The sequence below is a fragment of the Elizabethkingia miricola genome, from assembly GCF_001675285.1.
In the GTDB taxonomy this organism is placed as follows: Bacteria; Bacteroidota; Bacteroidia; order Flavobacteriales; family Weeksellaceae; genus Elizabethkingia; species Elizabethkingia miricola.
The window spans coordinates 65,697-86,865 of record NZ_LSGQ01000026.1 but is presented as its reverse complement, the minus strand read 5'-3'; the positions used below and the strand labels follow the sequence as shown (position 1 = coordinate 86,865).

At 36.9% G+C, this 21,169-nt stretch carries 31 protein-coding genes; 24 read left to right on the top strand and 7 right to left on the bottom strand.

What is annotated here, in order from left to right; translation table 11 throughout:
- The first annotated feature begins 132 nt into the window (after positions 1-132).
- The 6 genes from ATE49_RS11795 to ATE49_RS11770 all read left to right on the top strand — a co-directional run bounded on the left by ATE49_RS11795 (position 133) and on the right by ATE49_RS11770 (position 2,221).
- Positions 133-414 carry a hypothetical protein gene (locus ATE49_RS11795; RefSeq protein ID WP_065082342.1) on the top strand — a complete coding sequence of 94 codons (282 nt, stop codon included), beginning with the start codon at positions 133-135 and terminating at the stop codon, positions 412-414.
- Positions 368-754, top strand: a complete 387-nt coding sequence (locus ATE49_RS11790) for a hypothetical protein (protein ID WP_148774309.1) — start codon at positions 368-370, stop codon at positions 752-754. The genes ATE49_RS11795 and ATE49_RS11790 overlap by 47 nt, the downstream gene beginning before the upstream one ends.
- Entirely contained in the window at positions 754-1,083 is a 330-nt protein-coding gene (locus ATE49_RS11785) for a hypothetical protein (protein WP_065082340.1), read from the top strand. Before ATE49_RS11790 ends, ATE49_RS11785 begins: the two co-directional genes overlap by 1 nt.
- Positions 1,084-1,148: 65 nt before the next feature.
- The gene (locus tag ATE49_RS11780; protein WP_065082339.1) at positions 1,149-1,349 is read left to right on the top strand and encodes a hypothetical protein; all 201 of its coding nucleotides are present in this window, start codon (positions 1,149-1,151) and stop codon (positions 1,347-1,349) included.
- Between the two features lie 25 nt (positions 1,350-1,374).
- Positions 1,375-1,971, top strand: coding sequence for a hypothetical protein (locus tag ATE49_RS11775; protein WP_065082338.1), 597 nt, complete (start codon positions 1,375-1,377; stop codon positions 1,969-1,971).
- A 61-nt stretch (positions 1,972-2,032) separates the two neighbouring features.
- The gene (locus ATE49_RS11770) at positions 2,033-2,221 is read left to right on the top strand and encodes a hypothetical protein (RefSeq protein ID WP_065082337.1); all 189 of its coding nucleotides are present in this window, start codon (positions 2,033-2,035) and stop codon (positions 2,219-2,221) included.
- Here the strand turns inward: ATE49_RS11770 and ATE49_RS11765 are convergent.
- From ATE49_RS11765 to ATE49_RS11735, 7 genes are all read right to left on the bottom strand, one after another.
- Positions 2,208-2,729: a hypothetical protein gene (locus ATE49_RS11765; RefSeq protein ID WP_065082336.1), complete on the bottom strand. Its 522-nt coding sequence runs from the start codon at positions 2,727-2,729 to the stop codon at positions 2,208-2,210. The genes ATE49_RS11770 and ATE49_RS11765 overlap by 14 nt on opposite strands.
- Positions 2,722-3,255, bottom strand: coding sequence for a phage virion morphogenesis protein (locus ATE49_RS11760; protein ID WP_065082335.1), 534 nt, complete (start codon positions 3,253-3,255; stop codon positions 2,722-2,724). The genes ATE49_RS11765 and ATE49_RS11760 overlap by 8 nt, the downstream gene beginning before the upstream one ends.
- A gap of 81 nt (positions 3,256-3,336) precedes the next feature.
- Complete coding sequence (locus tag ATE49_RS11755) at positions 3,337-4,626, bottom strand: phage minor head protein (protein ID WP_065082334.1); 1,290 nt, start codon at positions 4,624-4,626, stop codon at positions 3,337-3,339.
- Positions 4,598-5,884, bottom strand: a complete 1,287-nt coding sequence (locus ATE49_RS11750) for a phage portal protein family protein (protein WP_065082333.1) — start codon at positions 5,882-5,884, stop codon at positions 4,598-4,600. The genes ATE49_RS11755 and ATE49_RS11750 overlap by 29 nt, the downstream gene beginning before the upstream one ends.
- Positions 5,884-6,306, bottom strand: coding sequence for a phage protein Gp36 family protein (locus tag ATE49_RS11745; RefSeq protein ID WP_065082332.1), 423 nt, complete (start codon positions 6,304-6,306; stop codon positions 5,884-5,886). Before ATE49_RS11745 ends, ATE49_RS11750 begins: the two co-directional genes overlap by 1 nt.
- A gap of 50 nt (positions 6,307-6,356) precedes the next feature.
- Entirely contained in the window at positions 6,357-7,880 is a 1,524-nt protein-coding gene (locus tag ATE49_RS11740; protein ID WP_065082331.1) for a hypothetical protein, read from the bottom strand.
- 51 nt (positions 7,881-7,931) lie between these two features.
- Positions 7,932-8,480, bottom strand: coding sequence for a YfeC-like transcriptional regulator (locus ATE49_RS11735; RefSeq protein WP_065082330.1), 549 nt, complete (start codon positions 8,478-8,480; stop codon positions 7,932-7,934).
- Between the two features lie 142 nt (positions 8,481-8,622).
- On the opposite strand from ATE49_RS11735, the gene ATE49_RS11730 reads away from it, so the two are divergent.
- Genes ATE49_RS11730 through ATE49_RS11645 form a run of 18 tightly spaced genes read left to right on the top strand, consistent with a single transcriptional unit; the run spans position 8,623 to position 21,169 of the window.
- Positions 8,623-9,717, top strand: a complete 1,095-nt coding sequence (locus ATE49_RS11730; protein WP_065082329.1) for an ATP-dependent Clp protease proteolytic subunit — start codon at positions 8,623-8,625, stop codon at positions 9,715-9,717.
- Positions 9,718-10,608: a hypothetical protein gene (locus tag ATE49_RS11725; RefSeq protein WP_065082328.1), complete on the top strand. Its 891-nt coding sequence runs from the start codon at positions 9,718-9,720 to the stop codon at positions 10,606-10,608.
- An 11-nt stretch (positions 10,609-10,619) separates the two neighbouring features.
- Complete coding sequence (locus tag ATE49_RS11720; RefSeq protein WP_065082347.1) at positions 10,620-11,177, top strand: N-acetylmuramoyl-L-alanine amidase; 558 nt, start codon at positions 10,620-10,622, stop codon at positions 11,175-11,177.
- Complete coding sequence (locus ATE49_RS11715; protein WP_065082327.1) at positions 11,177-11,710, top strand: hypothetical protein; 534 nt, start codon at positions 11,177-11,179, stop codon at positions 11,708-11,710. The genes ATE49_RS11720 and ATE49_RS11715 overlap by 1 nt, the downstream gene beginning before the upstream one ends.
- A 7-nt stretch (positions 11,711-11,717) precedes the next feature.
- Positions 11,718-12,275 carry a hypothetical protein gene (locus ATE49_RS11710; RefSeq protein ID WP_065082326.1) on the top strand — a complete coding sequence of 186 codons (558 nt, stop codon included), beginning with the start codon at positions 11,718-11,720 and terminating at the stop codon, positions 12,273-12,275.
- Positions 12,275-13,507 carry a DUF2586 family protein gene (locus tag ATE49_RS11705; RefSeq protein WP_065082325.1) on the top strand — a complete coding sequence of 411 codons (1,233 nt, stop codon included), beginning with the start codon at positions 12,275-12,277 and terminating at the stop codon, positions 13,505-13,507. The genes ATE49_RS11710 and ATE49_RS11705 overlap by 1 nt, the downstream gene beginning before the upstream one ends.
- A gap of 4 nt (positions 13,508-13,511) precedes the next feature.
- Positions 13,512-13,952, top strand: coding sequence for a hypothetical protein (locus tag ATE49_RS11700; RefSeq protein ID WP_065082324.1), 441 nt, complete (start codon positions 13,512-13,514; stop codon positions 13,950-13,952).
- An 11-nt stretch (positions 13,953-13,963) separates the two neighbouring features.
- Entirely contained in the window at positions 13,964-14,305 is a 342-nt protein-coding gene (locus tag ATE49_RS11695; RefSeq protein WP_065082323.1) for a hypothetical protein, read from the top strand.
- A gap of 17 nt (positions 14,306-14,322) precedes the next feature.
- The gene (locus ATE49_RS11690; RefSeq protein WP_065082322.1) at positions 14,323-14,544 is read left to right on the top strand and encodes a hypothetical protein; all 222 of its coding nucleotides are present in this window, start codon (positions 14,323-14,325) and stop codon (positions 14,542-14,544) included.
- 21 nt (positions 14,545-14,565) lie between these two features.
- On the top strand, positions 14,566-16,920 hold the full coding sequence (locus ATE49_RS11685) for a phage tail tape measure protein (protein WP_065082321.1): 2,355 nt from the start codon (positions 14,566-14,568) through the stop codon (positions 16,918-16,920).
- A 2-nt stretch (positions 16,921-16,922) separates the two neighbouring features.
- On the top strand, positions 16,923-17,201 hold the full coding sequence (locus tag ATE49_RS11680) for a hypothetical protein (RefSeq protein ID WP_065082320.1): 279 nt from the start codon (positions 16,923-16,925) through the stop codon (positions 17,199-17,201).
- Positions 17,194-17,838, top strand: coding sequence for a DUF6046 domain-containing protein (locus ATE49_RS11675; protein WP_065082319.1), 645 nt, complete (start codon positions 17,194-17,196; stop codon positions 17,836-17,838). The genes ATE49_RS11680 and ATE49_RS11675 overlap by 8 nt, the downstream gene beginning before the upstream one ends.
- Before the next feature lie 8 nt (positions 17,839-17,846).
- On the top strand, positions 17,847-18,848 hold the full coding sequence (locus ATE49_RS11670; protein ID WP_065082318.1) for a hypothetical protein: 1,002 nt from the start codon (positions 17,847-17,849) through the stop codon (positions 18,846-18,848).
- Between the two features lie 25 nt (positions 18,849-18,873).
- Positions 18,874-19,314 (top strand): hypothetical protein, encoded by a 441-nt coding sequence (locus tag ATE49_RS11665; RefSeq protein ID WP_143349667.1) that lies wholly within the window; start codon positions 18,874-18,876, stop codon positions 19,312-19,314.
- A gap of 6 nt (positions 19,315-19,320) precedes the next feature.
- The gene (locus ATE49_RS11660) at positions 19,321-19,518 is read left to right on the top strand and encodes a hypothetical protein (RefSeq protein ID WP_065082316.1); all 198 of its coding nucleotides are present in this window, start codon (positions 19,321-19,323) and stop codon (positions 19,516-19,518) included.
- Position 19,519: 1 nt separating this feature from the next.
- Positions 19,520-20,059: a phage holin family protein gene (locus ATE49_RS11655; RefSeq protein ID WP_065082315.1), complete on the top strand. Its 540-nt coding sequence runs from the start codon at positions 19,520-19,522 to the stop codon at positions 20,057-20,059.
- Positions 20,037-20,324, top strand: coding sequence for a hypothetical protein (locus tag ATE49_RS11650; protein WP_065082314.1), 288 nt, complete (start codon positions 20,037-20,039; stop codon positions 20,322-20,324). Before ATE49_RS11655 ends, ATE49_RS11650 begins: the two co-directional genes overlap by 23 nt.
- Entirely contained in the window at positions 20,321-21,169 is an 849-nt protein-coding gene (locus ATE49_RS11645; RefSeq protein ID WP_065082313.1) for a hypothetical protein, read from the top strand. The genes ATE49_RS11650 and ATE49_RS11645 overlap by 4 nt, the downstream gene beginning before the upstream one ends.

Sequence of the window (21,169 nt, the reverse complement as noted above, 5' to 3'; positions counted from 1 at the left end):
GATTCCGCTCCTGGGAACAATGAAATATATTTTTTTTAATCACGAGATATGGAGAACCTGCCCGCATTGTGGATGGGTCTTTGACCTGAAGAAACATGATTATTGTCCCGGTTGTTTTAAAATTTATGAAAAATGAATGATATCCAGTTTTTAGAGTTGCTAAAAATGGCGTTTAAAGACTATTTAAATGCTCCGGAAAACTTAAAGCCTTCCCTGCAGCAGCTTTTGGAACTGGTGGAAATATTCCGGGAGCAAACTATTGAAGAATATAAAAAAACACTTACAGAATATGAAAACGAATGTACAACAGATGAAAGACGACATGATCCGGAAGTTCGGCAAATTTGCCATCGGCCAATCAGTCTGGTTGCATACTCGCAGAACAACAGATCTGGAAGAAATGACCACGAGTGAGATTGAAAGCCTATATGGTCAATTATTCCCTAAGCCTGCTCCTCCGGATCCTTTTGAAAAATTAGCTAATAGTATAGTTTATAGAGATTATAGAGCTATTATTTTAAAAGAAGCTCAATACATGGGTATACATGATCCTGGGGACTGGAAACCTTTCAATAACTTCATGATAAAAAGAAGTGTACTAAAAAAGCCTCTTCCTGCCTATAAATTAGAAGAATTTGAAGCTTTGATTAAGCAGTTCAAAAGTATGAGATCTAAATATGATGAGGCTTCAAAAATACCAGGAACATGGGAGTGGTATCATAAAAACAAATTACCTTTTCCTTCTAAGAACTAATGAAAGTAACTATAGTTATCGATAATTCACAGCTAATAGCCATTAATAACATGATGGCTATTTTAGATACTCTCAATTTTGCTAATCAAGGTAGGCAGCAAAAAAGCTCGTTTGTGATCTGCTGGGAGTTAAGAGAAACATTATTAAAAAAAGCAGTAGACAAACGATTGTCTTCTAAACCATTTAAATTGAAGCTTCCTTATTATAAAGCGTATGCTCTTTGGTGGTTTCTGACAGAGTTTTATATCCTTTTTGAATTTACTTATAGTAGTTATGAAGAGAATGTTTGGAGGTTAATTACTGGCGATTTGCACCAGAAATTACAATAATTACGGTTATCCGTAAGGAAATAATTTTCTATCAAAATATATTTGTTTTAAAATTATACATTATTATGAAAGAATTTAAAATCAGCCAGTCAGAATCAATCATTAATGATATCGTTACACACTTAAAGAATGGCCATATGGGAGCTGCTATTCTAAGAAATTGGAAATATAAGAGAGAAGGTAATACTATTTATTTTAACCTCAAAAAAGATGGTGTTATTAATTTAGCAGACATTTTATGGTTTGGGTATCTCACAAATAATTAAATTTGTTTTATTAAGAAAATTCAGAATGAAAAAAATATTACTAATTTCAAGTATTTTGCTTGTTTTTATTACTTCCTATGCTCAAAAACTAACCCCTGAAGAAGATGCTTTAGCAGAAATGTTAATGACTCGTAAACTGACTAAAAAAGAGCAAAGTATACTGGATAATTACATGAATAAAAAATTTGTAAATGAGAATGTATTTATAGCTGATTTAAAAAAGGTTATTTTAGAAGGCTTATACATTCCTACCGAATATGAAGCAGATTGTGCAGGAAGATTGATAGGCAATGCTAGGAAAGATAAATATAATCTTCGCAATAAGACTTATGAGGAAATATGGGATGGCGCTCGAAATTTTTGTATTGAATATGTAGATTCTCATAGAGAAAATAAGGCGCTAAATGTTGATGAAAATAACCAACAATTATTTAACAATAAGACATTCACTCAGAAAGATGTTTTTATCTCTGACATAAAAAAATACAATTCTCTTTATTCAGAAAAACAAATAAAATGTGCGATTTTGTTTATTGATCAAGCTTTGGCAGGTAATTATAATATAAGTAAAAACACCTACCAAGAAATTTTCGAAAATGGTGGTGCTTTATGCGGTGAGTAATTGAATCTGATAAAAAAAACACCAATTTGCTTGGTGTTTTTTTGTTTTATAGTTTTGTGTTATGCTGAAAACAAAACGTCCTGAAACTTCCCGTTTGTATACTGATGTGCGCAAAGAATACTCCAGACTTTCCAAAATTAGGGAATATGGAAAGCAAAAGCATTCTGACGCCTGGATCATTGCTAGGCTAGCGCATAAATTCTATAGATCAGAGGCTACGATTGAAAACATCATATTTAACCGGGTATAATAAAAGAGTCTTCCTCCATGTTTTTAATAAGCTCATAATTCGGAGCATCTACTTCTTCCATATATTTAACTGCAGAAACGTCCTGAAGAATGCATGTAAATGTTATTCTGTAGAGATTCCCGGCACCTCCGGTATCTTCAGGATTAAAGCTTACTCTGCGCATGGAAGCATAGTTTTCTCCGGAGGTCCCATGAAATGTCCCATGTATTTTTTCCATTAGATCCAGAAAGCCTAAAGCGCTATCCTGGTTGAAAGCTCCGGAATAAGTGTCTGCAAAGGTTTCGTAAAACAAATAGAAATCTACCTGTAAATTTACTTCCTGTTGGCGGGTTCCCAGATCATTGGTGCCTAATGTTCTGAAACCTAAAAATACTGCAGGAGTTCTGAAAGGATGTTCCTCCTGAAGAAAATTTACCTGATTATGCCAAAGGTCTATCCATAATACTTCAGGCATTTTCTGATTAATAGCCAGTGACAGCTCTCGATATAGGTTCGGCCAATTATCCATTTTTTAAATGTTTTTTAAATTTGTTTTCTATTATTCTAAAGAAATTTTCTGCAAGTTCCTTCATTAAAAGTTCAGATTCTCCCACGAATTTACGCGGAGGCATTTTTACTTTTATTTCAGTCTTTTTAGTAAGAGCCATCCACTTCCATTTTTCTTCAGTAGTTTTTTTATACATGTACCAGAAGAACTTCCTGCTCTTTGCTGTTATTGGAATTGTAATGGTTCCGCCTTCGTTATGCAGTTCTGCGTAAGGGGCATTAGAGCCATAATCGATCTCATCTTTTGAAGCTTCAACTGCTTCCAGACTATCTCTTAAAAAGCCTGAAGAAGTTAAAATTTTACCCCCAGGTCTGTAATCAGGTTGTACTCTATCGTCCCATTTTTCAAAGGTCTGATCAGTAAAGCCCTCATTTTTAAAAGAATCAATAAACCAGTTTAGAGCAAATACTTTTGCAAAAATTCTGATATCCCTCTGAGTCTCTTTTACGATCTTACCAAAGTCCGGAGTTTCAAAATTGTCTGACATTCAGAATATTTTTTATATATTTGTATCGGTATGAGTGGTAACACAAGTACCCTCCACTGGCACCTTGGTTAAGGTGCTTTTTTATTTTAGTAAATCTTTCACCATGATTTCTTCTACTTCACTACCATTAACAATGATTATTTTCTTAAATACATTAGGGTAATGCGCCTTTAAAGTACCTTTAATATCGTTTTTAAACCTATTTAAAGAGTTCGGATAATCTGAAGTTACATCAAAAATAATCACTTCACACCCTTGTCTTTTGGCTTTTCTGATATTATTTTCTACGGCAGTTCCTGTTTGTTCTTTCCTATCTGCCAGCATTCCGTCAATTTCATATTCTGGATTCTTATGCCCGGATACATTAAGGTGAGCTCGCACCAGGATATTCTTATTAAGCTTTTCAGCTATGACAGTTGCTGTCTCAACATTTTTCATTTTATCGTCCAGGTGTGCAAATATGCTGACGTTAACTTTTTTTCCGGATCCTGTTTCATGAGCTGTTTCTGTCGGAGCATTAAGCTTCATAAATTCAGCATTTCTTTCAGCATTACTGTCCAGAGCCATGAGTTTAAAAAAATTCCCTTTTCTACTGAATATTTCCTCATCTAAAGCGACATTTCCTTTAAATTCAGGAGTTACGGAATTATCTTCATGTTTTCCCTTGGTTACGGTCGCAGCAGTTTGCACAACATAACACCGACAGCGCCATGCATTAGGCGGGTAATAAGTACGCCAGAACGGATCATCTATAGGTTTAATGGTACCGTTTAATATTTCATGCTCAGGGCGTACTCTGCTATCTCCAACGGTCCGATATTCCAAGTTTGGGAATAAATCCTTTGCTTCCTGATAGTCCTGCCATTTTCTTGCAGAGCTGGCAGCTTGTCTGGCTGTTTGGTATTCTGCCTGAAGATAATTCTGATTAAACTTCATTCCGGACGCCTGAGCATTTTCTTTAAATTGCCCCCAGGACGAAAGTTTTCCGGATTTGTCATAAAGCATCCTATTCATATCTTCTAACTGTGCTAATGACTTTGCACAGCTAAACTGATAAAGATTCTTTTTTAGTTCAATTACGATTCTGTCTTCTCCAGGCAGAGGAAATTTACCCCATTTTTTTCCATATCCCAAAGCGGAAGCTTCATTGGTTTTTTCATAGGTTTTAGAAATGTATTCTTTGGATAATTGGCTTGGCTCTAAGTCTCCATCATGCATTTTCTTTGCTAATTCCTCTATTAGCTTATCCCAGGAACCTAAATCAATTCCAGCCTCCGGATGAAAGCAACAACCTGTATAGGCGCTTTCTACAGCTCGGAATATATCCCTTTGTTTAAGGAAGTTATTTATCTTTAGACGTGGACTGGGCATTTTGAGTAGGTGTTATGGTTGGATTTATTGGAGTGTTTACAGGATTTTCTCTTACGCCTAAGATTGGAATACCTGTTTTCTTTTCAATGTATTCCGGATCTATGTAAAATTGCTGTCCAAACTTAGTGACCAGATCTGCAAGCTTTGCACTATCGAAAACCTCTGCATTATCCCACTCGAAATAGTGCTTTTCAAACGGAGCATAAACCGGTGAAAGCTTTACAAGTCTTGGAAATAGCTGTCTATTGATCAAATTAGATAAAAATAATTTATCACTTTCAAAACGGTCCCTGGCCAATTGATATTGAATTTCTGCTGATCCTACATAACTTTTCTCATCGGTTAGAGCTGTACCACCCAGAATCCTTTTAGACATTTCAGAGTTAGCCCTGGCTATAAGTGTATCGAATACACTTTGAGAATTATTTGTTGTAAGGTTTGGAACCTCAAACTTATCATTGCCACGGCCTATCATAAAGTTCGATGCTTTGAAGTTTACAGCCATATCATACAGCTCATTCGACCTCTTTTCATCATCTCTCTCAGTGGTAATAAATAAAGGAGGTATTCCATATTTCTCAATGAAATCTAACCAGGCTCCCATAGCTAGTTTTTTAGCCAGTATCACCGGTGCCATTTGTGAAAGTACCCCTAGATCTTTGTCTTTTCCTACCTGCAGGTAATAGTTAGCATAAATTCCCTCTCTATAATCCCAACCGTTTGTTTCACCATTATTCTTTGTGATAATCCCTAGTTTTGGGCTAAAATTAGGCATCGGAATTTCAGTAATTGTCGAAAGTTCTCCGGTATCTGTGGTTTCGAAAATCTCCAACAGCTTCCGGCCTTCAAACTTAGATTTTAAAGATAGGTGAATAAAATCTTCAAACCAGGTTCTTTCCAATAACCAGGACAATTCTTCATTTTCATTTCCTTTCTCATCAACGATTTTAAAATTTGAATGCTGGCTGTGCAGAATTCTGGACTCAATCACAGATATCAAATGATTATCAAGCTTTAGGTTCTCATACAGTTGATATAGAAAAAGAAAATTAGGGTTTTCCGGGTTAGTGGCCATTAAAATAGCCATTTTCCATTCTTCTAAAGATTTAGCCTGCATATTTTCTGCCTGGTAGGTAATCATCCCGGATATAGATTGTCCACTGCGACTATTCTTTATTTCAGACATTACACGCAGAGCAGATTCATCGGCTCTTTTTAAAAAATAGCCTTCAGCTGCTTTGTATATTTTATTAAACATTATATATAGAAGTTTTTGTTAGACAGGTTTCCCCAAAGGAATTTGTTATCCGGATTTGTGGGATCTATTTCTTTTTTTGGAAGGTCCTCCAGTGTCATTTTCCCGTTGTTGAGTTTCTCCAGTGTTTCTATTGCCCACTTGTAATCCTCTGCGTAATCCGTAGAAACTTTACGGTATGCATTTCTTCTTACGGCTTCATAGAGTATTATTTTGGTCATTACTTTAGTTAGCACTCCGTTTCTTACAGGGTTCACCGGATCAAATATTTTAGTGATATCATAATACCTGGAGAGATATGATCTAACCAGATCAATGGTTTCAGTTTCCAGATTTTCCAGTGTTTTACCAAAGTCTGCAGTTGATTCAGTTACAGCACGCTCAAAAGCATGTGTGTATAAATATTCTTCTGTTAAATATTTCATAAGTATGAGCTTTTTATATTAATTATAATTATTGCCTCTCGTGCTACGAGCTACCACCTGTTAACACCTCTCATTTTACCGGTCCTGTAGGAAGCGGTTTTGCCTCCTGCCCCTACGTATAATTCAAGATCTGAAATTCCTTCTTTCATTGCATCGGGCCAGTCATCATGTGTTTTGTATCCGGGTTCTATTCCTTTTAATTGAGCTAAGCCTATTTGGATATCGTTTTTTGCTTTTATTTTCTTATTAAAATATATTCTGCTATTTTGAAAATAAGGTTGTAGCCCAAGCATTCTTAAATATTTATGTACTTTGGAAGAATCTTTTTTGACAATGCCCAGATATACGCCTGTTTCTTTCTGCACTTCGTCCAGAACTCTTTGCAATTCATCGTTCCAGAATTGCGCTTCATAATACCAGAATATTTGCACTGATGCCGGTAGACTTTTTTGGAATTCACACATCCATAGCACGGCATCACGCATTTTACATTGCTTGCAGAATCCATCTATTAAATAAAAATCACGGCCTTTTAATCCCTGAACCGGAATAGCATTATAATCACTTGTAGAGTTTCCGGCATAAGCAACATCCCAGCGCCCTATAATAATTTCAAAGTGATCTATTCTGGGAAGATCAACCCACTGAAATTGCTCATCTTTAAAAATAGTACCCTCTACGTGCGGGGTGTTGTTGTATTCTGCATTGGCGGCCAATGATCCGATACCATCGTCCCCATTTACTAAGTCATAGAAATAGTTATTATCATACTTTCCTTTCCATGTAGGTTCATACGTAACCGGATCAAAGGCATTAACCTGATGTACAAACCATTTAGGGTGAGCTTCCTGAAGCATTGTTTGGATCATCACAGGTGCAAAGCGATTGTTAGCCTGGATAAATCTTTTGTATTTCCCGTCCATTGTCGGAATCAAATCCCTATCAACCCAATCAGCTACCGCTTTTTGTCTTTTAGGATTTTTGTTAATATCCTTATCTTCTAAGTCGTCTCCAACAATATGGGTAGGTCTTTTGTTTTTAATCCTAAGACCTCTCACATTTTGCCCCATCCCTAAAGCCTGGCCAATAAATCCGCCTTTAGTAATGAAGAAACCTTCTTCCCAGGTACCTATCTGTTTTTGCTCTCCAAAATCTGCCAGTATTCTGGGGTTTGCTTCAAACTCTGCTCTGATGTCTTCAAGAAGCTGTTTAGCCCGATCCTCACTATTGCCTATAATTACAAGGTAAATAGGTTCTCCTCTAAGCCAAAGCCAGAATGGTATAAATATATCATTCCACACCGACTTTGCTAAAGCTCGTCCCCATTGACAGAACCCCTTAAAATTTGGGTTCTTTTCAACTTTGCGGGCCCACTCAATTTGAAAATCTGCGCAAGGAGCATCTGCATAGTGTGGAAAATACCGCTCCACCATCTTTCTCGGATCCTTTTTACATTCTTCAATAGCAGCCCTTCTTTGCTCCTTTGTTTCAAAGGCAAAATGAGAACCTGCTGACCTGGCAAATTCTAATTTCTGTTTATAGCGTTCTAAGGCTATTTTATCTTTTATCTTCATCTATGTATATAAAATCTGTGAAAGTGTCTTATTCGAGAGTTTAAAGGCTTTTTAAACAAGCTTTGCAGCAACATCCTCTAAGTGGTTTTCCTGAAAGTCCAGAGTTTTCATGTAAAGCGGTTCGTTGGAATGCCGTAATGCTTCAAAAATTCGCTCCATTATTTCCATATAAATAGATAGCGTAATCTTTCCTTCATTGTTAAGGTTTTCAATTCTCTTGTTCCATTTTGCAATACCATCATCTATGCCGGCAGCTCTTTTCCTGAGAAAGCCTATTTCTTCATTTAGAATTTCCTTTTTTGCCTGAGCATCTTCATCAAAATCGAAATCCAGCTCATTTAATAGCTCCTGTTTTTCCTTGGTTTGTTTCAGGATGCTTATCCTTTCTTCCACCATGCTGTCTACAACGAGCTGCGTTCGTTCAATCCTTTGCATAGGGCCGTTGGCTTTAGCATCTCTTTGCTGTTTCCAATTGCCTTCTTTAATCCAACGTTGAATAGTTCTAAGACTGACATCGTACTTACGTGCCAGCTCTTCCGGAGTTTTGTTGTGATTGATGTAAGACTCCTTTGCTAATTTTTGCGTGTTTTCCTTTGCCATGTTGCAAAGTTGATTGTTAGGCACTAGGACTGAAAAACAGCGTTCTAAATCAGACAAAAAAACGTACTGATTTAGTAGGAATTTTTGTCTGATTTGGTATGCCAAATTTCACAGGCAAAGCTTACAGCGCAACTTTGCCTCAATGAAACGCAAGAATTTTAAAATCGAAGCATTTAATAATCTGAAAACTCAGATCGTTAATATTAAGATCACAGACCGCATAGGTAATAGCGGTACTGATGCTACGAGTATGCAAAGTATTGTGGAAGCAGCATTGGCCGGGGGCATAAAAAAGGCTACTCTATTTATTTCTTCCGGTGGTGGATCTACTCTTGATACTCAAGACATGATCCTGGCACTTAAAAAACTGGATTCGGTTAGTATTACAGTTGGTGCTGTTGCTGCCAGTGCTGCAACACATTTCCTCACAGAGTTTCCGGCAGAAGCATATCCGGAATCACAATTCATGATCCATAAGCCAAGTATGGGAACCTATGGAAATGTCGATCAGATAAAAGCTGATATAAAGCTTTTGGAAAATACTCAGGAGATCTACCGTAAGGCTTATGCTAAATCCTTTAAGAAGACTGAGGCGGAGATTGAAGAGTTATGGAAGAATGATTACTGGATGAGTGCTGAAGAAGCTTTACAGCTTGGGCTTATTCAGGGTATTATAGTAGAGGAAATTCCCTGGGACGATGAGGCTATTAATACGCTCTCTGCGTGTGGAGCACCTAATATTCCCAATAAACCAACACAAGAATCAAAACCTAAAATAATGGACAGAAACAGAATTATTGCTGCTGCCGGTTTGGCAGCGGATGCTACCGATGAGCAGATTTTTTCAGCTATCCAGGCAAATAAAACAAAAGCCGGGGTATCTGATGAGCTAAAAACAAAGCTCGAAGCTGCACAAAAAAAGAAAGTAGAAGATTTAGTTTCCGCTGCTATCACAGATAAAAAAATTACTGCTGATCAGAAGGAATCTTACGAAAAATTGGCTACAGCTGACTATGATTCAACTGAGGCAGTAATTAAGTCTTTACCAAAGATTGAAGCTGTTAGTAAGGATATCAATACTCCTTCTACTGCTCCAGATGGGAAAATCCCGGAGGACAGAAAGAATTGGACGTATGAAGATTACCTGGAGAATGATCCTAAAGCATACGAAGAACTTCTGGCTAAAGATCAGAAAGGAGCAATGGCAATTTTTAACAATCGCAGAAAAACTACATAAATGAGCAGAGAAACCAGTACACTTCCTCTAAAGAATCAATTAGCGGAAACTGAATTAATTAAGAATTTTCGCCATGAGAATACATGGATCGAAACATTAACGCCAAAACCTCAATGGGTAAATAACGATGTTATTAAAATCCCAAAGAGAGGCCTGGCTCCTAAAGTGTTAATTAATAACAAAATCTATCCAATTGCGAAAAACAACCGTGAGGATGGACATATTACATTATCACTTAACAAATATGATACTGAAAATACAACTGTATCAGATGACGAGCTTTACGCATTGCCTTACGATAAGGTAGGTGATGTACAACAGCAGCACAGAGAGGAATTGGAGGATAAAACGGCAGAACACGCTCTTTATTCTATTTCTCCGGATAATGCCCCGGAAACACCCGTATTTAAAACAACCGGTGAGGACGATGGAACGGGTAGAAAAAGATTAAGAGCTATTGACCTTATCAATTGGAAAAAAGCTCTTGATAAATTAAACGTGCCAAAAAAAGGACGTGTATTAGTGCTTTGTCCTGATCACGTTGCTGATTTACTTGTTGAAGATATAACTTTTAAACAAAGATATCAGGATGCTAACGGTGGTAAAATCGCAGATTCCTACTATGGTTTCAAAACATACGATACCACTTATGCCACTAAGTATGATCCTGCAACTCTTAAAAAGCTTCCTTTTGGTTCTTTAAGCGCTGGTGTGGAGGGCTCTATTGCTTATTACGATAAAAACTGTGTGAAAGCTCCTGGTACTGTAACCCGTTATGCGAGAGCTGCACAGGATGATCCGGAAAACAGAGAGAATACAATTGGTTTCCGTGTTTGGTGGATTGCAGTAGCAATCAAAGACGAAGGTTGTTCAGCAATGATATCAGGATAAAACAAAAGAATATGAGTTTACAAGTAACCTTTCCTCTTGCAGGACATCACAATAAGGATTCAGGTGCAGTCTATAACGGCAGAAAAGAAAACAAGGAAACGATCAGGCTCCGCAATACCATTAATCAAACACTTGCAAAAGTTGGTATTAAGTATATTTCGGACAATGACAATCAAACTTTAGCTGAAGTAATCAGAACGATCAAACCCGGAGACGCATCCGTACTATACGAGGCCCACTTAAATGCATCCGTAAATGCAAATTCCACAGGTACTGAATGTATTGTAAGTGAAGATTCTTTTTTGAGAAAAGATTTATCATATCAGATGGCAGCCGAAATCTGTAAGGTTACGAGTGAACTTCTTGGAATCCGTAACCGAGGTGTAATATCAGAAAAACAGTCTGCCAGAGGCAGATTAGGAATTTTACACACGAAGTCCGGTATTTCGGTTCTTCATGAATGGTGCTTTATCAGTAACATAAATGATATGAAAGCTCTCGATGCTAACTATATAAAAGCATGTGAAGCAGTAGCCTTAATTCTAAAAAAATACGACGATTTAAAATAATGAAACCTTTCTTTAAATACTTCATATTATTATTTGTTTCGCTGGCCCTGGTTTCCTGTGTAAGCAGGAAACCGGAAAAGCCGGTGATCCTAACAGAAACAAAAACAATTAAAGAGACTATTCGGGATACGATCTTTAAAGTAGAAGCTGATAGTTCCTTTTATTATGCTTTTGTTGAGTGCAGAGACGGAAAACCTTTTATTAACGAAGGTCCTTATTCTGCCCGGGGAAAAAACGAGAAAGCTTCTCCTGCTATTCCTGTGTCAAAATCAGGAAAATATCTCGAAAAGCCAAAGGTTAGCCTAGCTGATGGTTTATTACAGGTCGGCTGTGAAGCCAGGGCACAGGAGTTATTCGCTAAATGGAAAGAAACTTTTATCAGTGAACAAAAGCCAGTTCCGGTACCTGTTCCGGTAATTCAATATGTAGATAAGCCTCCAAGCTTCTTCCAAAGAGTTTTAACATATGGCGGTTGGGCCTTCTATGGAATTATAGCCCTCGCTTTAATCGGATACTTTTTCAAACGTAAATAAAAAAACAATGTCAAAAATATTAGCAGTTGCAGTGGTCGTTGGTTTAGTCCAGGATTTTCTTGCAGCACACCTTAAAATAAACGAGGTATATGTGACTTCTGATGGTCAAATATTCCTAGAAGAAAACAGAGCAGCGAACTATGCTGAAGAATCAGGTTTAACATATAAGCCTTATACAAGAGGTTTTATTGAAGATCTGGAGCAATCAGAAAAACAGCCTGAACCTGAAGGTTTGGATGATTTTAAGGAACCTGAGGAAGAATCTGGAACAACTCTGGAGGATACAGGTGGCGAAAAACAAACTGAAGAGCTGTCCACAACTAGAGTTGAAACACAGGAGCATCCTGAAAGTGTTACTGAAAATCCGGAAACTTCCGAATTAGATTCAGAAGATCAGGAAGGGACCAAAGAAATATCCGAACCTGAAGCTGAAGGTGCTGAAGATCTCTTCCAGGAAGAAGAAACACCTCAGGCAGATACTCAGGAAGTGGAGGTATCAGAGGAAGCACCTGAAACCAGAGGTGATGTAAAAAAAGTAAGTAGAAAAAGAAACACAACAAAATAATGGGAAATTTAAAAGGGACTCAAATTAACAAGATCGATGGCGGTTTAGGACGCCAGGCTGACAGCAATGATAGTGCCATACTTTTGGTGGGTTCTTTCCCATTGGGAGATTCTACTATAGCTGTAGGAACTGCTGTAAAGCTTATACAGGTAAAAGATGCTGAAGATCTGGGAATAAATGAAAGCTTTGATGCCAATAATAAGGTATTGGCTCATTATCATATTTCAGAAACTTTCAGACTAGCACCTGAGGCTACTGTCTATTTGTTAAATGTAGCTGCCGATTCTACTATTTCTGCTGCTACAAGCTCTGTAATAAAAGCAGTGAAAGAGAATCCTGAAATTAAAGGGATTGGATATTTCGGCTTTAAAGAAGGTTTAACTGCTGTTTCAGCACTAGTGGATGAGCTTCAGTCTACACTTATTAATGAGCTGAAGAAGGACGGTATTTTAATTGACTTTGTATTATTGGAGGCCGGTAAAGCTGATGCTGCAGCAACAATCAATACTTATCCGGATCTAAGAGCAAAAGCAGCCGAAAATATTTCGGTGATCATTGGCCAGGATAACAGAATAGCCGGTTTGGATGCAGCTTATGCAAATCATGCCGCCATAGGCAGTGCTCTAGGAATGCTATGTGTGCGTCAGGTATCTGAGAATATTGGTTCAGTGGATATCCTTAATAAGCCTGACGACAAAAAAGGATCTCCTGTTTATTCTCTAACAGATTCCGGATTAAAAAGATTTGTTTCGGCTAGCCTTTCAACCGGTCAGAAAATTAGTGATCTTACTAATGAGCAGATTCAGTCTCTTGTCACTAAAGGTTACATTTTAGTGGGTGGATATATCGGAGCTGCAGGATTATATTTCTCCGGATCTGCAACCTGTACAGCCAAGAAAAGTGATTATGCCTATATCGAAAACAATAGAGTATGGAATAAAGCTGCACGCCTAATTAGAGAGGTTTTAGCCCCTCAAATCAAAGGTAAGGTTAAAAAGGATCCTCAGACCGGATATATAGCTTCAACTACTATTTCTCATTGGGAAAGACTGTGCGCAAAAGGCTGTATAGAAAGAATGGAATCTGACAACGATATCAGCGGAGGTGAAGTTTCAATTTCAGCAAAACAGGCTCCTACTGAAGACAATCCTTTGAAAATAGGTGTTACTGTTGTAGCCGATGACATTGTCCATTCTTTCACTGTAGACTTAAGTTTAACTAACAAACTATAAAATAATGGCAAAAGTAAACAGCATAAAAAATTATCTGGGGAAACTTACCGGATGGAATGATGTAACCCTAAACCTTATGGGGCGTGATGTCGTAGGAACGGACGAAATAGATTATAGTGATGCCACCAAAAAAGAAAATGCCTATGGTTATGGTGGATATCCAATAGGATGGACTGAGGGGAATTATGAGCCAAAGCTTTCTATTTCTTTATATGTGGAGGAAGAACAAGCTATTCAAAGAGCTTTACCTCCGGGTAAAAGATTACAGGATATCGCTCCCACTGATATCGTAGTTCAGTATGTAAATCCTGAAACTAAGATTATCACAACGGATATTATCCATAATGCTCAATTCTTAGGGCGTCAAAAAACACTTAAAAATAACGAGGGTAAAATGGTTCATAAACATGAAATGCTGTGTAGCCATATTACCTGGGGAATCTAAAAAAAGAAACAATGAATAAACAAAATGAAAAACCTGCTTTTTCAGATGAAGTATTAGCAGATCTGAAATTAAAATATCCTTATGGATTAAAGATTATTGAGATTTTCCCAGATGAAGATGCAGAGGAGCCACTGAAGTATATTGTAAAAAAACCAAGTAAGCAGCTTGTGTATTTACTTTCATCCAAAGAGTATGACAACAATGTGGAAGCTTCTTCTGATGCAATGATTGCTAATTGTGTGTTAGCAGGAGATATGGATATTTTGGAAAGTGATGCTGCTGTGTTCACTGAACTGGTTTCCCAGATTGGGGCATTAATGAAATCTGCACGCAGCCAGTTAAAAAAAGCCTAAAGTCATCCGCTCTCCATGTGGATGACGACAAGGACGGAATAAAAAAAATAAATGCATTGATCCAGGCAAAGCTTAACATCAATCCTCTGGCAATAGATGATGTAGAAGACTGGATCGATGCATATGCCAAAGCAGAATATGTAATGAAAACCGAAAGGCTTATGCTGTATTCTGCATTTAAACAAGCGGCTACTGAAATAGTCAATGCAATGTTCAGCAAAGAAAATGCTGAAGACTAACAAAATCAATATTTATTAACAATGAGTCAATTTACAACCACCTGGCGTCTGGAATTCAAAGATGGAGCTTCCAACTTTGTGAAAGGCATAACCGACAAGCTAAAACTAGCTACCGGAGAGGGAAATAAATTGGTTGATTGTTTTAAAAATATTAAAAACATTGATCTGTTTGCTATTGATCAGTCAGTTCAGAACCTGAAAGATGGTTTACAGGGCATAAGTGATTTAGCTATAAAAAATGAATCTGCTTTAGCTGAAGTTTCAGCTATTACTGGAGCACACGGCAAAGAATTGGACGCTTTGAATGATAAGGCTAAAAAGCTGGCTGTAACATACGGTGAAGATGTCAATATTAATCTGGATGCTTTTAAAACTATCTTATCCAGGCTAGGGCCTGAAATGGGTAGTAGCGATAAAGCGATGGGAATGTTGGGAGAATCTGTCAATATCCTTTCTAAAACAATGGAAGGTGATATTACAGGAGCTACCGATGCCATTACAACGTCAATGCTTCAGTTCCAGGTTGATCTTAAGGATCCTGTGAAAGCAGCTGAAGAATCCAAAAGGATGATTAATGTAATGGCTGCCGGTGCAAAGGAAGGAGCTGCCGAAATTCCTCAAATTGGACAATCTTTAGTTCAGGCCGGTGTATCTGCGAAGCTTGCAAATTTAACTTTTGAAGAAACTAATGCTGCTATTCAGGCAATGGCTGAAGGCGGGAAATATGGTTCTGAAGCCGGGGTGGCTATTCGTAACGTTATTACGAATATGTCCTCACAAACAAAACTTAGTAAGGATGCAGTAAAAATTCTGGAAGCTTACGGTGTCAATATGAAGAAAATGGCAGATACCACCGTTCCTTTTGCAGACAGACTGCGAGAACTAAAGCCAATTCAGAAAGATATTAATGCTCTTACTGAAGTATTCGGAAGAGAAAATGCTGCTGCAGGTCAGATATTGATTAGATCTGCTGACTCTCAAGAGGAGTTAACCAAAATGATTACCGGAACGAATGTCGCATATGAGCAGGCCGGTATTATCATGGATACCACTTTCGAAAAAGAAAAAAGAAGAAACCAGGAATGGAATCTTTTTAAAATGAAAATTGGTGAAGTTACAAAGCAGTATCAGCCATATATCAATGTAACTGCAAATGCAATTAGTGTTGTAGCCAACCTTAAAAATGCAATGGACGGACTTAGAGTAGTCTGGAATGCTGTGAAAATAATTACAGGACTTGACGCTTTAATGAAGTGGCTAAATTCTATTGCAACAACAAAGCTTACAAAAGATCAGCTGCAGCTAATGCTTGTCACCAATCGGTTAAGGTTTGCTTTTTTATGGGCTTCCATATCAGGAGGTGGACTTACTGGAGTATTAACCAGTTTAAGAGTTGGAATAAGAGCCTTATCCGTTGCGATAATGGAAATACCCCTTATAGGATGGATTCTGGCAATTATTGCAGCGTTGATAGCCTTATTTACCTGGCTATGGAATAATGTCGGAGAATTCCGAGGCTTCTTTTATGCTTATTGGGAAATAGTTAAAACGGTCTGGGGAGGTATTTGGGATATCATAAAAGTAGTAGTTGAACTGCTTGTGGATCATATCAAGTTTTTATGGGAAAGTCTTAAAACGGTCTTTGGGTGGATTAAAGAAATAGTAAGCTCCGTATGGAACTGGGTAGCTGCAAAATTCATGTGGGCCTGGGGAGTGATCCGAAATGTAGCTATTGGTATTTGGAATACAATTAAAAGTGTGTTTGGTCCTGTTTACAACTTCTTTAAATCGGTATTTGACGGTGTTTTAAACTATGTAACGACAGTATTCAATGCAATATGGCAAAGAATTCAGGGGTTTTTACAGTTAATAAAGCCTTTAACAGACGCTGTAGGGAAAGTTTGGGAGAAAGTTACAGGAAATGCAGCAAAAGGCTATCAAAAAGGGATTAATGAAGTAAAAAAAGAAAAGGATGATGAAAAAATAGAAGAAGCATTGTCTGATGGGAGGCTTGTAAAATATAACGGTAAGATTATTACTAAGAAAAGATACGATGCTATTTTACAGGCAGAGCAGAAAGCGCTGATAAATCCGGGGAATTCTGTAATAACTCCTACAAAAACCATTGATTATGATAAAGTATTTGCGGATAAAGATAAAAAGAAAGGAGATAAGAAAGGGAAAAGCTCCGGTGAGGGTGAAAGTGATGGCGTAAGCATGAGCGGTTCCAAAGGACCGAGGACTATTAATATGACATTAACAATCAATAATAGTTTTGCTGTCGGAAAAGGTGTCGGAAGTATTGAGCATATAGCTAATAAAATAACCGGTTCTATCAATGATAGACTAAGAGATGGACTTGTAGCATTGGATTAATCATGAAAGATATTTTGTTAAATAATGATAATGAGCTGGTTTTTAGAAACGGTGATTTTGATATTGGAGAGTCGGAAATGCAAGAAGTTGCTGCTATTCTTCAGTCTACTCAGGGAGAATGGAAAGAAACCCCATTATTAGGACCAAATCTTTATAGATTCATTCATGGTAAAATTGATAAAATAGGTATTGAAAGAGAAGTTCAGATTCATTTAGCCTTGGATAATAAGGATTTTAAAACGCTGAAAACAAAAATTGAAACACAGATAAAAAATGAATGATAAGCTTATTGGTATTGACAACAGGGCTGTTTTAGGCCAGCTTTTTAAAGCAGCTTTCGGAACTATTCCTGTGTATCTGACTTTGCCTATTGGAAAGAAAACGCCTCCGGATCTGTCAGGATATAATCCAAAGGTTATGGAAAGCCTCTATGAAGAGTATGAGAGAAAAAGTATCTACGGAACTCCTATTGTTTTTCCTATCCTGTTTAAAGGTGATGAGTATGAGGTTTATGATAAAAAAGGTCAAATTATTAAACGAAAGTATGATGATTTCTGGCTACCTGCAGCAACAATGGTTGATTTTAATAGACCCAAAAATATTATTAAAACCAATGTTTTAGGAGGTAACGGAACCGTAAAAGAGATATATGGCTTTGATGATTGGGTGGTAAGATTACGGATTCTATGTATTGATGGTGATTTGAAAGCCAGGGAATATGAAGATAAACTGATAGAGTTCAGTAAAATAATACAACCGATTGCTGTGCAAGGATTTTTGTTCACCAAAAAGGAAATAAACAGTATTGTTATTGAAGAGATTGATATCAGAAGCGTAACCGGATCTCCCAATGTAATCCCAATAGAATTGTCTTGTGTAAGTGATGATCCTATAGAGCTTTTAAATACTAAAATATGACAAGGGCCATGTGCGCAGAAATAGTTTTTCTGCCAAACGAGAGAAGATCTGAAAGGATAGTCATTTATAAGCCTTCATCTGTTGAGATTGAAACATCCTGGAAGATGATCTGTGGGAAAGCTGAAATAATACTTCCTAGAAAAGTGAAAGACTTTAACAGGTTAAAAGTAAAAGAAGTCTTCAGAAAAGGAGATCCTGTTGAGATATCGCTGGGATATGATGGAATCCTAAAACAAGAATTTAAGGGATATATAGACCAGGTAAGTGCTGATTATCCTATAAGTATTAAGGTTGAGGATGAAATGTGGAGATTAAAGCAAATCAAAGTTAATTTTTCACATAAGAACATAAAATTAAAAGAGTTTATCCAGGGCATTGTTAAAGATTATCCTATTGATATCGATGCAGAAGTCAGTCTTGGAGCTGTTAGGTTTAGCAAAGTTACTCTGGGTGAGGTATTAAATAAAATACAACAGGAATTTAGTCTTTATTCCTTCATTAGAAACGGAAAATTAACAATTGCGAAACCTTATTCAGATGTCACTGAAGAAATTCCGGTTTTTGATCTGGAGAGAAATTGTGTAAGTAATAATCTGAATTATCTCAGCAAGGAAGATCGTCTGGTAAAAATTGTCGGTCAATCAATGCAGGCAGTTGCCAAGGCAATAAAGAAAAGAGAAAAAGACAAAAAATTAAAATTTGAGTTTGGGGATCCTGATGCTCACGAAACTATCAATTGGACTTTCAATGTTAAAACCCTGAAAGATCTGGAGAGAGAAGTTAAAAAAATGTATGAGGACCGGAAGAAAGAAGGTTTTGATGGGTCTTTTAAAGCTTTTGGATTTCCAAGTGTTCAACATGGCCAAAAGGTAAAAATAACATCCACCTTATACAATGACAGAAGCGGCATTTACTATATAGACAGAGTAAAGAAAACTTTTAATAGCAGTGATGGATATAAACAAGAAATTGAACTAGGACAAACATTTGTAAAAAATGAGCTTAGATAAGTTACGGCAAACGCTTCTCGAAAAAATGAAAAGTTCCATACCTGTACAGTCTGTTTGGGTAGAGGTGACGGAAGTAGATTGGGAAGAAAAAACAATGACAGCTGTTGGCTTGGAAGATGATCTGGAGTACTACGATATTTTGCTGGGCCTTGACAACATATCAATAAAACCAAAAGTTGGCAGCGCTTGTATAGTAGGTATGATTGATAATAATGGTACCACCCCTTTTCTTTTGCAGGCCGATGAAGTTGAAGATTATAATATTAAAGTTTCAGGATGTGAATTAGATATCCAGGAAGGTTTCTTACTCCGAAAAGAAAATGAAACGCTGAAGAAATTAATGGTAGATCTGATTTCTGAAATACGGAAAATGAAGTTTACCACCAATACCGGGAGTACAATAAAGCTGATTAACGAGCCTGAATTATTAAGTATTGAAAATAGGTTTAAAGACTTTTTAAAGTGAAATTAAATGGCAACTTCTGAAGACAGATTAAAAAATAAAATTATCCAGGTGATGGATCAGTGCGGAAGCGAAGAGAATAATCCTCAAGACTCTAAAGAAAAATTTGCAGAGAAACTCGCACAAGCTGTAATCTTTGAAATAAAAAATATGACTATAACCGCTACTGCACCAAATGGTGCGGTAACAATTGTAAAAATCGAATAAAATGAAAGAATTGCATGTATACGGAAAATATATCTGGACTATTATTACAGCAGTTAAAAAGCCCTCTGTTCTAATTCCTGCAATGGGATTATCTATATCCTTAAGTAGTTATCATTTGATGCTATTTTTATTGTTAGGGCTTCTTTTGGCAGACTATATTACAGGTGTTCTTGCATCATGGGCGGTATGGAAGCGTGAAAAAAAAGAAGGAAGATTCAGAACCAATGGCTTTACAAGTGAGAAAACACGCTTAAGCCTTATAAAAATTGTCACTTATTTTTTATTCATAATCCTGTCCTGGTGTTTAGAAATAATATTTCGGATTAAACCTTTTGAGTTAAGCTGGATTGATCATGAAATAACGCTCACTTTTATTGCAATGGCCATTAGCTGTGCAATTGAGTTTTACTCAATATTCTTTGAGAATTTACCTCGTGCCGGCTTCAGTATCTGGGGGATGTTAAAAAAGATTGTAAACAAGGCAAAAGAAGCCAAGAAAACGTACAATGACTTTACCAATGACAGTAACAGTACTACATAATCAATCCCTGTTAGATATTGCTATACAGGCAACCGGAAAGGCTGAAAATGCCATTTTCATTGCTGTAGCAAACAATATCAGTATAACGGATGATCTGGAACCAGGCTCGGAATTAATCATTCCTGAAGTATCTGAAGATCTTGATGTGAAAAGCTACTACAGAGCAAAGAATGTACAGCCTGCTACAGCAATAAAAACAGAGGAAATAAACTACCCGGAAGGTATTAATTACTGGGAAATAGAAAAGAATTTCAAAATCACATGAGAACAGTAAATGACATATATAGTGCGATAATAGCCGAAAAGGAAAGGCAATCTGAATTAAGCGGCCTTTCTTCACCTTCAAAGTCTGCGGTGTGGCGTCTGATGTTCTATATTGTAGCCTATGCACATTATACACTTGAACAAATATTTGATACGCATAAACAAGAAGTAGAAGTAATACTCCGTAATGAAAAAGTGCAAAACCTTCTTTGGTACAGAGAAAAAGCAAAAGCATTCCAGTATGGTTTTCAATTAAACAGGGATAAAGACCAGTTTGATAATACGGGCAGAACTGATGACGAAATTGAAGCTTCAAAGATCATTAAATATGCTGCTGTGACAGAAGCTGTGGCAGATAATAAAAGTTTGTTGATCTTAAAAATCGCTACGGAATCAAACGGTAAATTATCTCCAATAACACCGGATCAATATGAAAGTTTTCAGTCTTATGCTAAAGATTACAGGGGTGCAGGAATCAATCTTGTTGTTATCAATTATCTACCTGATATATTGAAATTAAAATTAACAATCTTCAGGGACGCTAAAATTATCAATGAAAATGGATACAATATTCTTCAGGGAAATAAACCTGTAGAAGACGCTCTAAATGAATTTATGAAAGAGCTTCCTTTTAACGGAGAATTATTACTCAATAGTCTTGTAGATAAATTGCAAAAAGTTGATGGCGTTCTTGACCCATGGTTATGGACAGCAGATTCCAAATGGCTTGACCCTAAAACCGGAGGCTATGGAAACTATGAACCTATCCAGATAAGCAAAATACCGGAATCCGGATATTTTGAAATCGACTGGCCGAATACAATAATCGAATACAAAACCAAATAA

Excerpts from the sequence above, each read along its gene's own strand:
- ATE49_RS11795 (WP_065082342.1), top strand. The coding sequence starts at position 133 with ATGAATGATATCCAGTTTTTAGAGTTGCTAAAAATGGCGTTTAAAGAC.
- ATE49_RS11785 (WP_065082340.1), top strand. The coding sequence starts at position 754 with ATGAAAGTAACTATAGTTATCGATAATTCACAGCTAATAGCCATTAAT.
- ATE49_RS11780 (WP_065082339.1), top strand. The coding sequence starts at position 1,149 with ATGAAAGAATTTAAAATCAGCCAGTCAGAATCAATCATTAATGATATC.
- ATE49_RS11775 (WP_065082338.1), top strand. The coding sequence starts at position 1,375 with ATGAAAAAAATATTACTAATTTCAAGTATTTTGCTTGTTTTTATTACT.
- ATE49_RS11770 (WP_065082337.1), top strand. The coding sequence starts at position 2,033 with ATGCTGAAAACAAAACGTCCTGAAACTTCCCGTTTGTATACTGATGTG.
- ATE49_RS11765 (WP_065082336.1), bottom strand. The coding sequence starts at position 2,729 with ATGGATAATTGGCCGAACCTATATCGAGAGCTGTCACTGGCTATTAAT.
- ATE49_RS11760 (WP_065082335.1), bottom strand. The coding sequence starts at position 3,255 with ATGTCAGACAATTTTGAAACTCCGGACTTTGGTAAGATCGTAAAAGAG.
- ATE49_RS11755 (WP_065082334.1), bottom strand. The coding sequence starts at position 4,626 with ATGCCCAGTCCACGTCTAAAGATAAATAACTTCCTTAAACAAAGGGAT.
- ATE49_RS11750 (WP_065082333.1), bottom strand. The coding sequence starts at position 5,884 with ATGTTTAATAAAATATACAAAGCAGCTGAAGGCTATTTTTTAAAAAGA.
- ATE49_RS11745 (WP_065082332.1), bottom strand. The coding sequence starts at position 6,306 with ATGAAATATTTAACAGAAGAATATTTATACACACATGCTTTTGAGCGT.
- ATE49_RS11740 (WP_065082331.1), bottom strand. The coding sequence starts at position 7,880 with ATGAAGATAAAAGATAAAATAGCCTTAGAACGCTATAAACAGAAATTA.
- ATE49_RS11735 (WP_065082330.1), bottom strand. The coding sequence starts at position 8,480 with ATGGCAAAGGAAAACACGCAAAAATTAGCAAAGGAGTCTTACATCAAT.
- ATE49_RS11730 (WP_065082329.1), top strand. The coding sequence starts at position 8,623 with ATGAAACGCAAGAATTTTAAAATCGAAGCATTTAATAATCTGAAAACT.
- ATE49_RS11725 (WP_065082328.1), top strand. The coding sequence starts at position 9,718 with ATGAGCAGAGAAACCAGTACACTTCCTCTAAAGAATCAATTAGCGGAA.
- ATE49_RS11720 (WP_065082347.1), top strand. The coding sequence starts at position 10,620 with ATGAGTTTACAAGTAACCTTTCCTCTTGCAGGACATCACAATAAGGAT.
- ATE49_RS11715 (WP_065082327.1), top strand. The coding sequence starts at position 11,177 with ATGAAACCTTTCTTTAAATACTTCATATTATTATTTGTTTCGCTGGCC.
- ATE49_RS11710 (WP_065082326.1), top strand. The coding sequence starts at position 11,718 with ATGTCAAAAATATTAGCAGTTGCAGTGGTCGTTGGTTTAGTCCAGGAT.
- ATE49_RS11705 (WP_065082325.1), top strand. The coding sequence starts at position 12,275 with ATGGGAAATTTAAAAGGGACTCAAATTAACAAGATCGATGGCGGTTTA.
- ATE49_RS11700 (WP_065082324.1), top strand. The coding sequence starts at position 13,512 with ATGGCAAAAGTAAACAGCATAAAAAATTATCTGGGGAAACTTACCGGA.
- ATE49_RS11695 (WP_065082323.1), top strand. The coding sequence starts at position 13,964 with ATGAATAAACAAAATGAAAAACCTGCTTTTTCAGATGAAGTATTAGCA.
- ATE49_RS11685 (WP_065082321.1), top strand. The coding sequence starts at position 14,566 with ATGAGTCAATTTACAACCACCTGGCGTCTGGAATTCAAAGATGGAGCT.
- ATE49_RS11680 (WP_065082320.1), top strand. The coding sequence starts at position 16,923 with ATGAAAGATATTTTGTTAAATAATGATAATGAGCTGGTTTTTAGAAAC.
- ATE49_RS11675 (WP_065082319.1), top strand. The coding sequence starts at position 17,194 with ATGAATGATAAGCTTATTGGTATTGACAACAGGGCTGTTTTAGGCCAG.
- ATE49_RS11670 (WP_065082318.1), top strand. The coding sequence starts at position 17,847 with ATGTGCGCAGAAATAGTTTTTCTGCCAAACGAGAGAAGATCTGAAAGG.
- ATE49_RS11665 (WP_143349667.1), top strand. The coding sequence starts at position 18,874 with ATGAAAAGTTCCATACCTGTACAGTCTGTTTGGGTAGAGGTGACGGAA.
- ATE49_RS11660 (WP_065082316.1), top strand. The coding sequence starts at position 19,321 with ATGGCAACTTCTGAAGACAGATTAAAAAATAAAATTATCCAGGTGATG.
- ATE49_RS11655 (WP_065082315.1), top strand. The coding sequence starts at position 19,520 with ATGAAAGAATTGCATGTATACGGAAAATATATCTGGACTATTATTACA.
- ATE49_RS11650 (WP_065082314.1), top strand. The coding sequence starts at position 20,037 with ATGACAGTAACAGTACTACATAATCAATCCCTGTTAGATATTGCTATA.
- ATE49_RS11645 (WP_065082313.1), top strand. The coding sequence starts at position 20,321 with ATGAGAACAGTAAATGACATATATAGTGCGATAATAGCCGAAAAGGAA.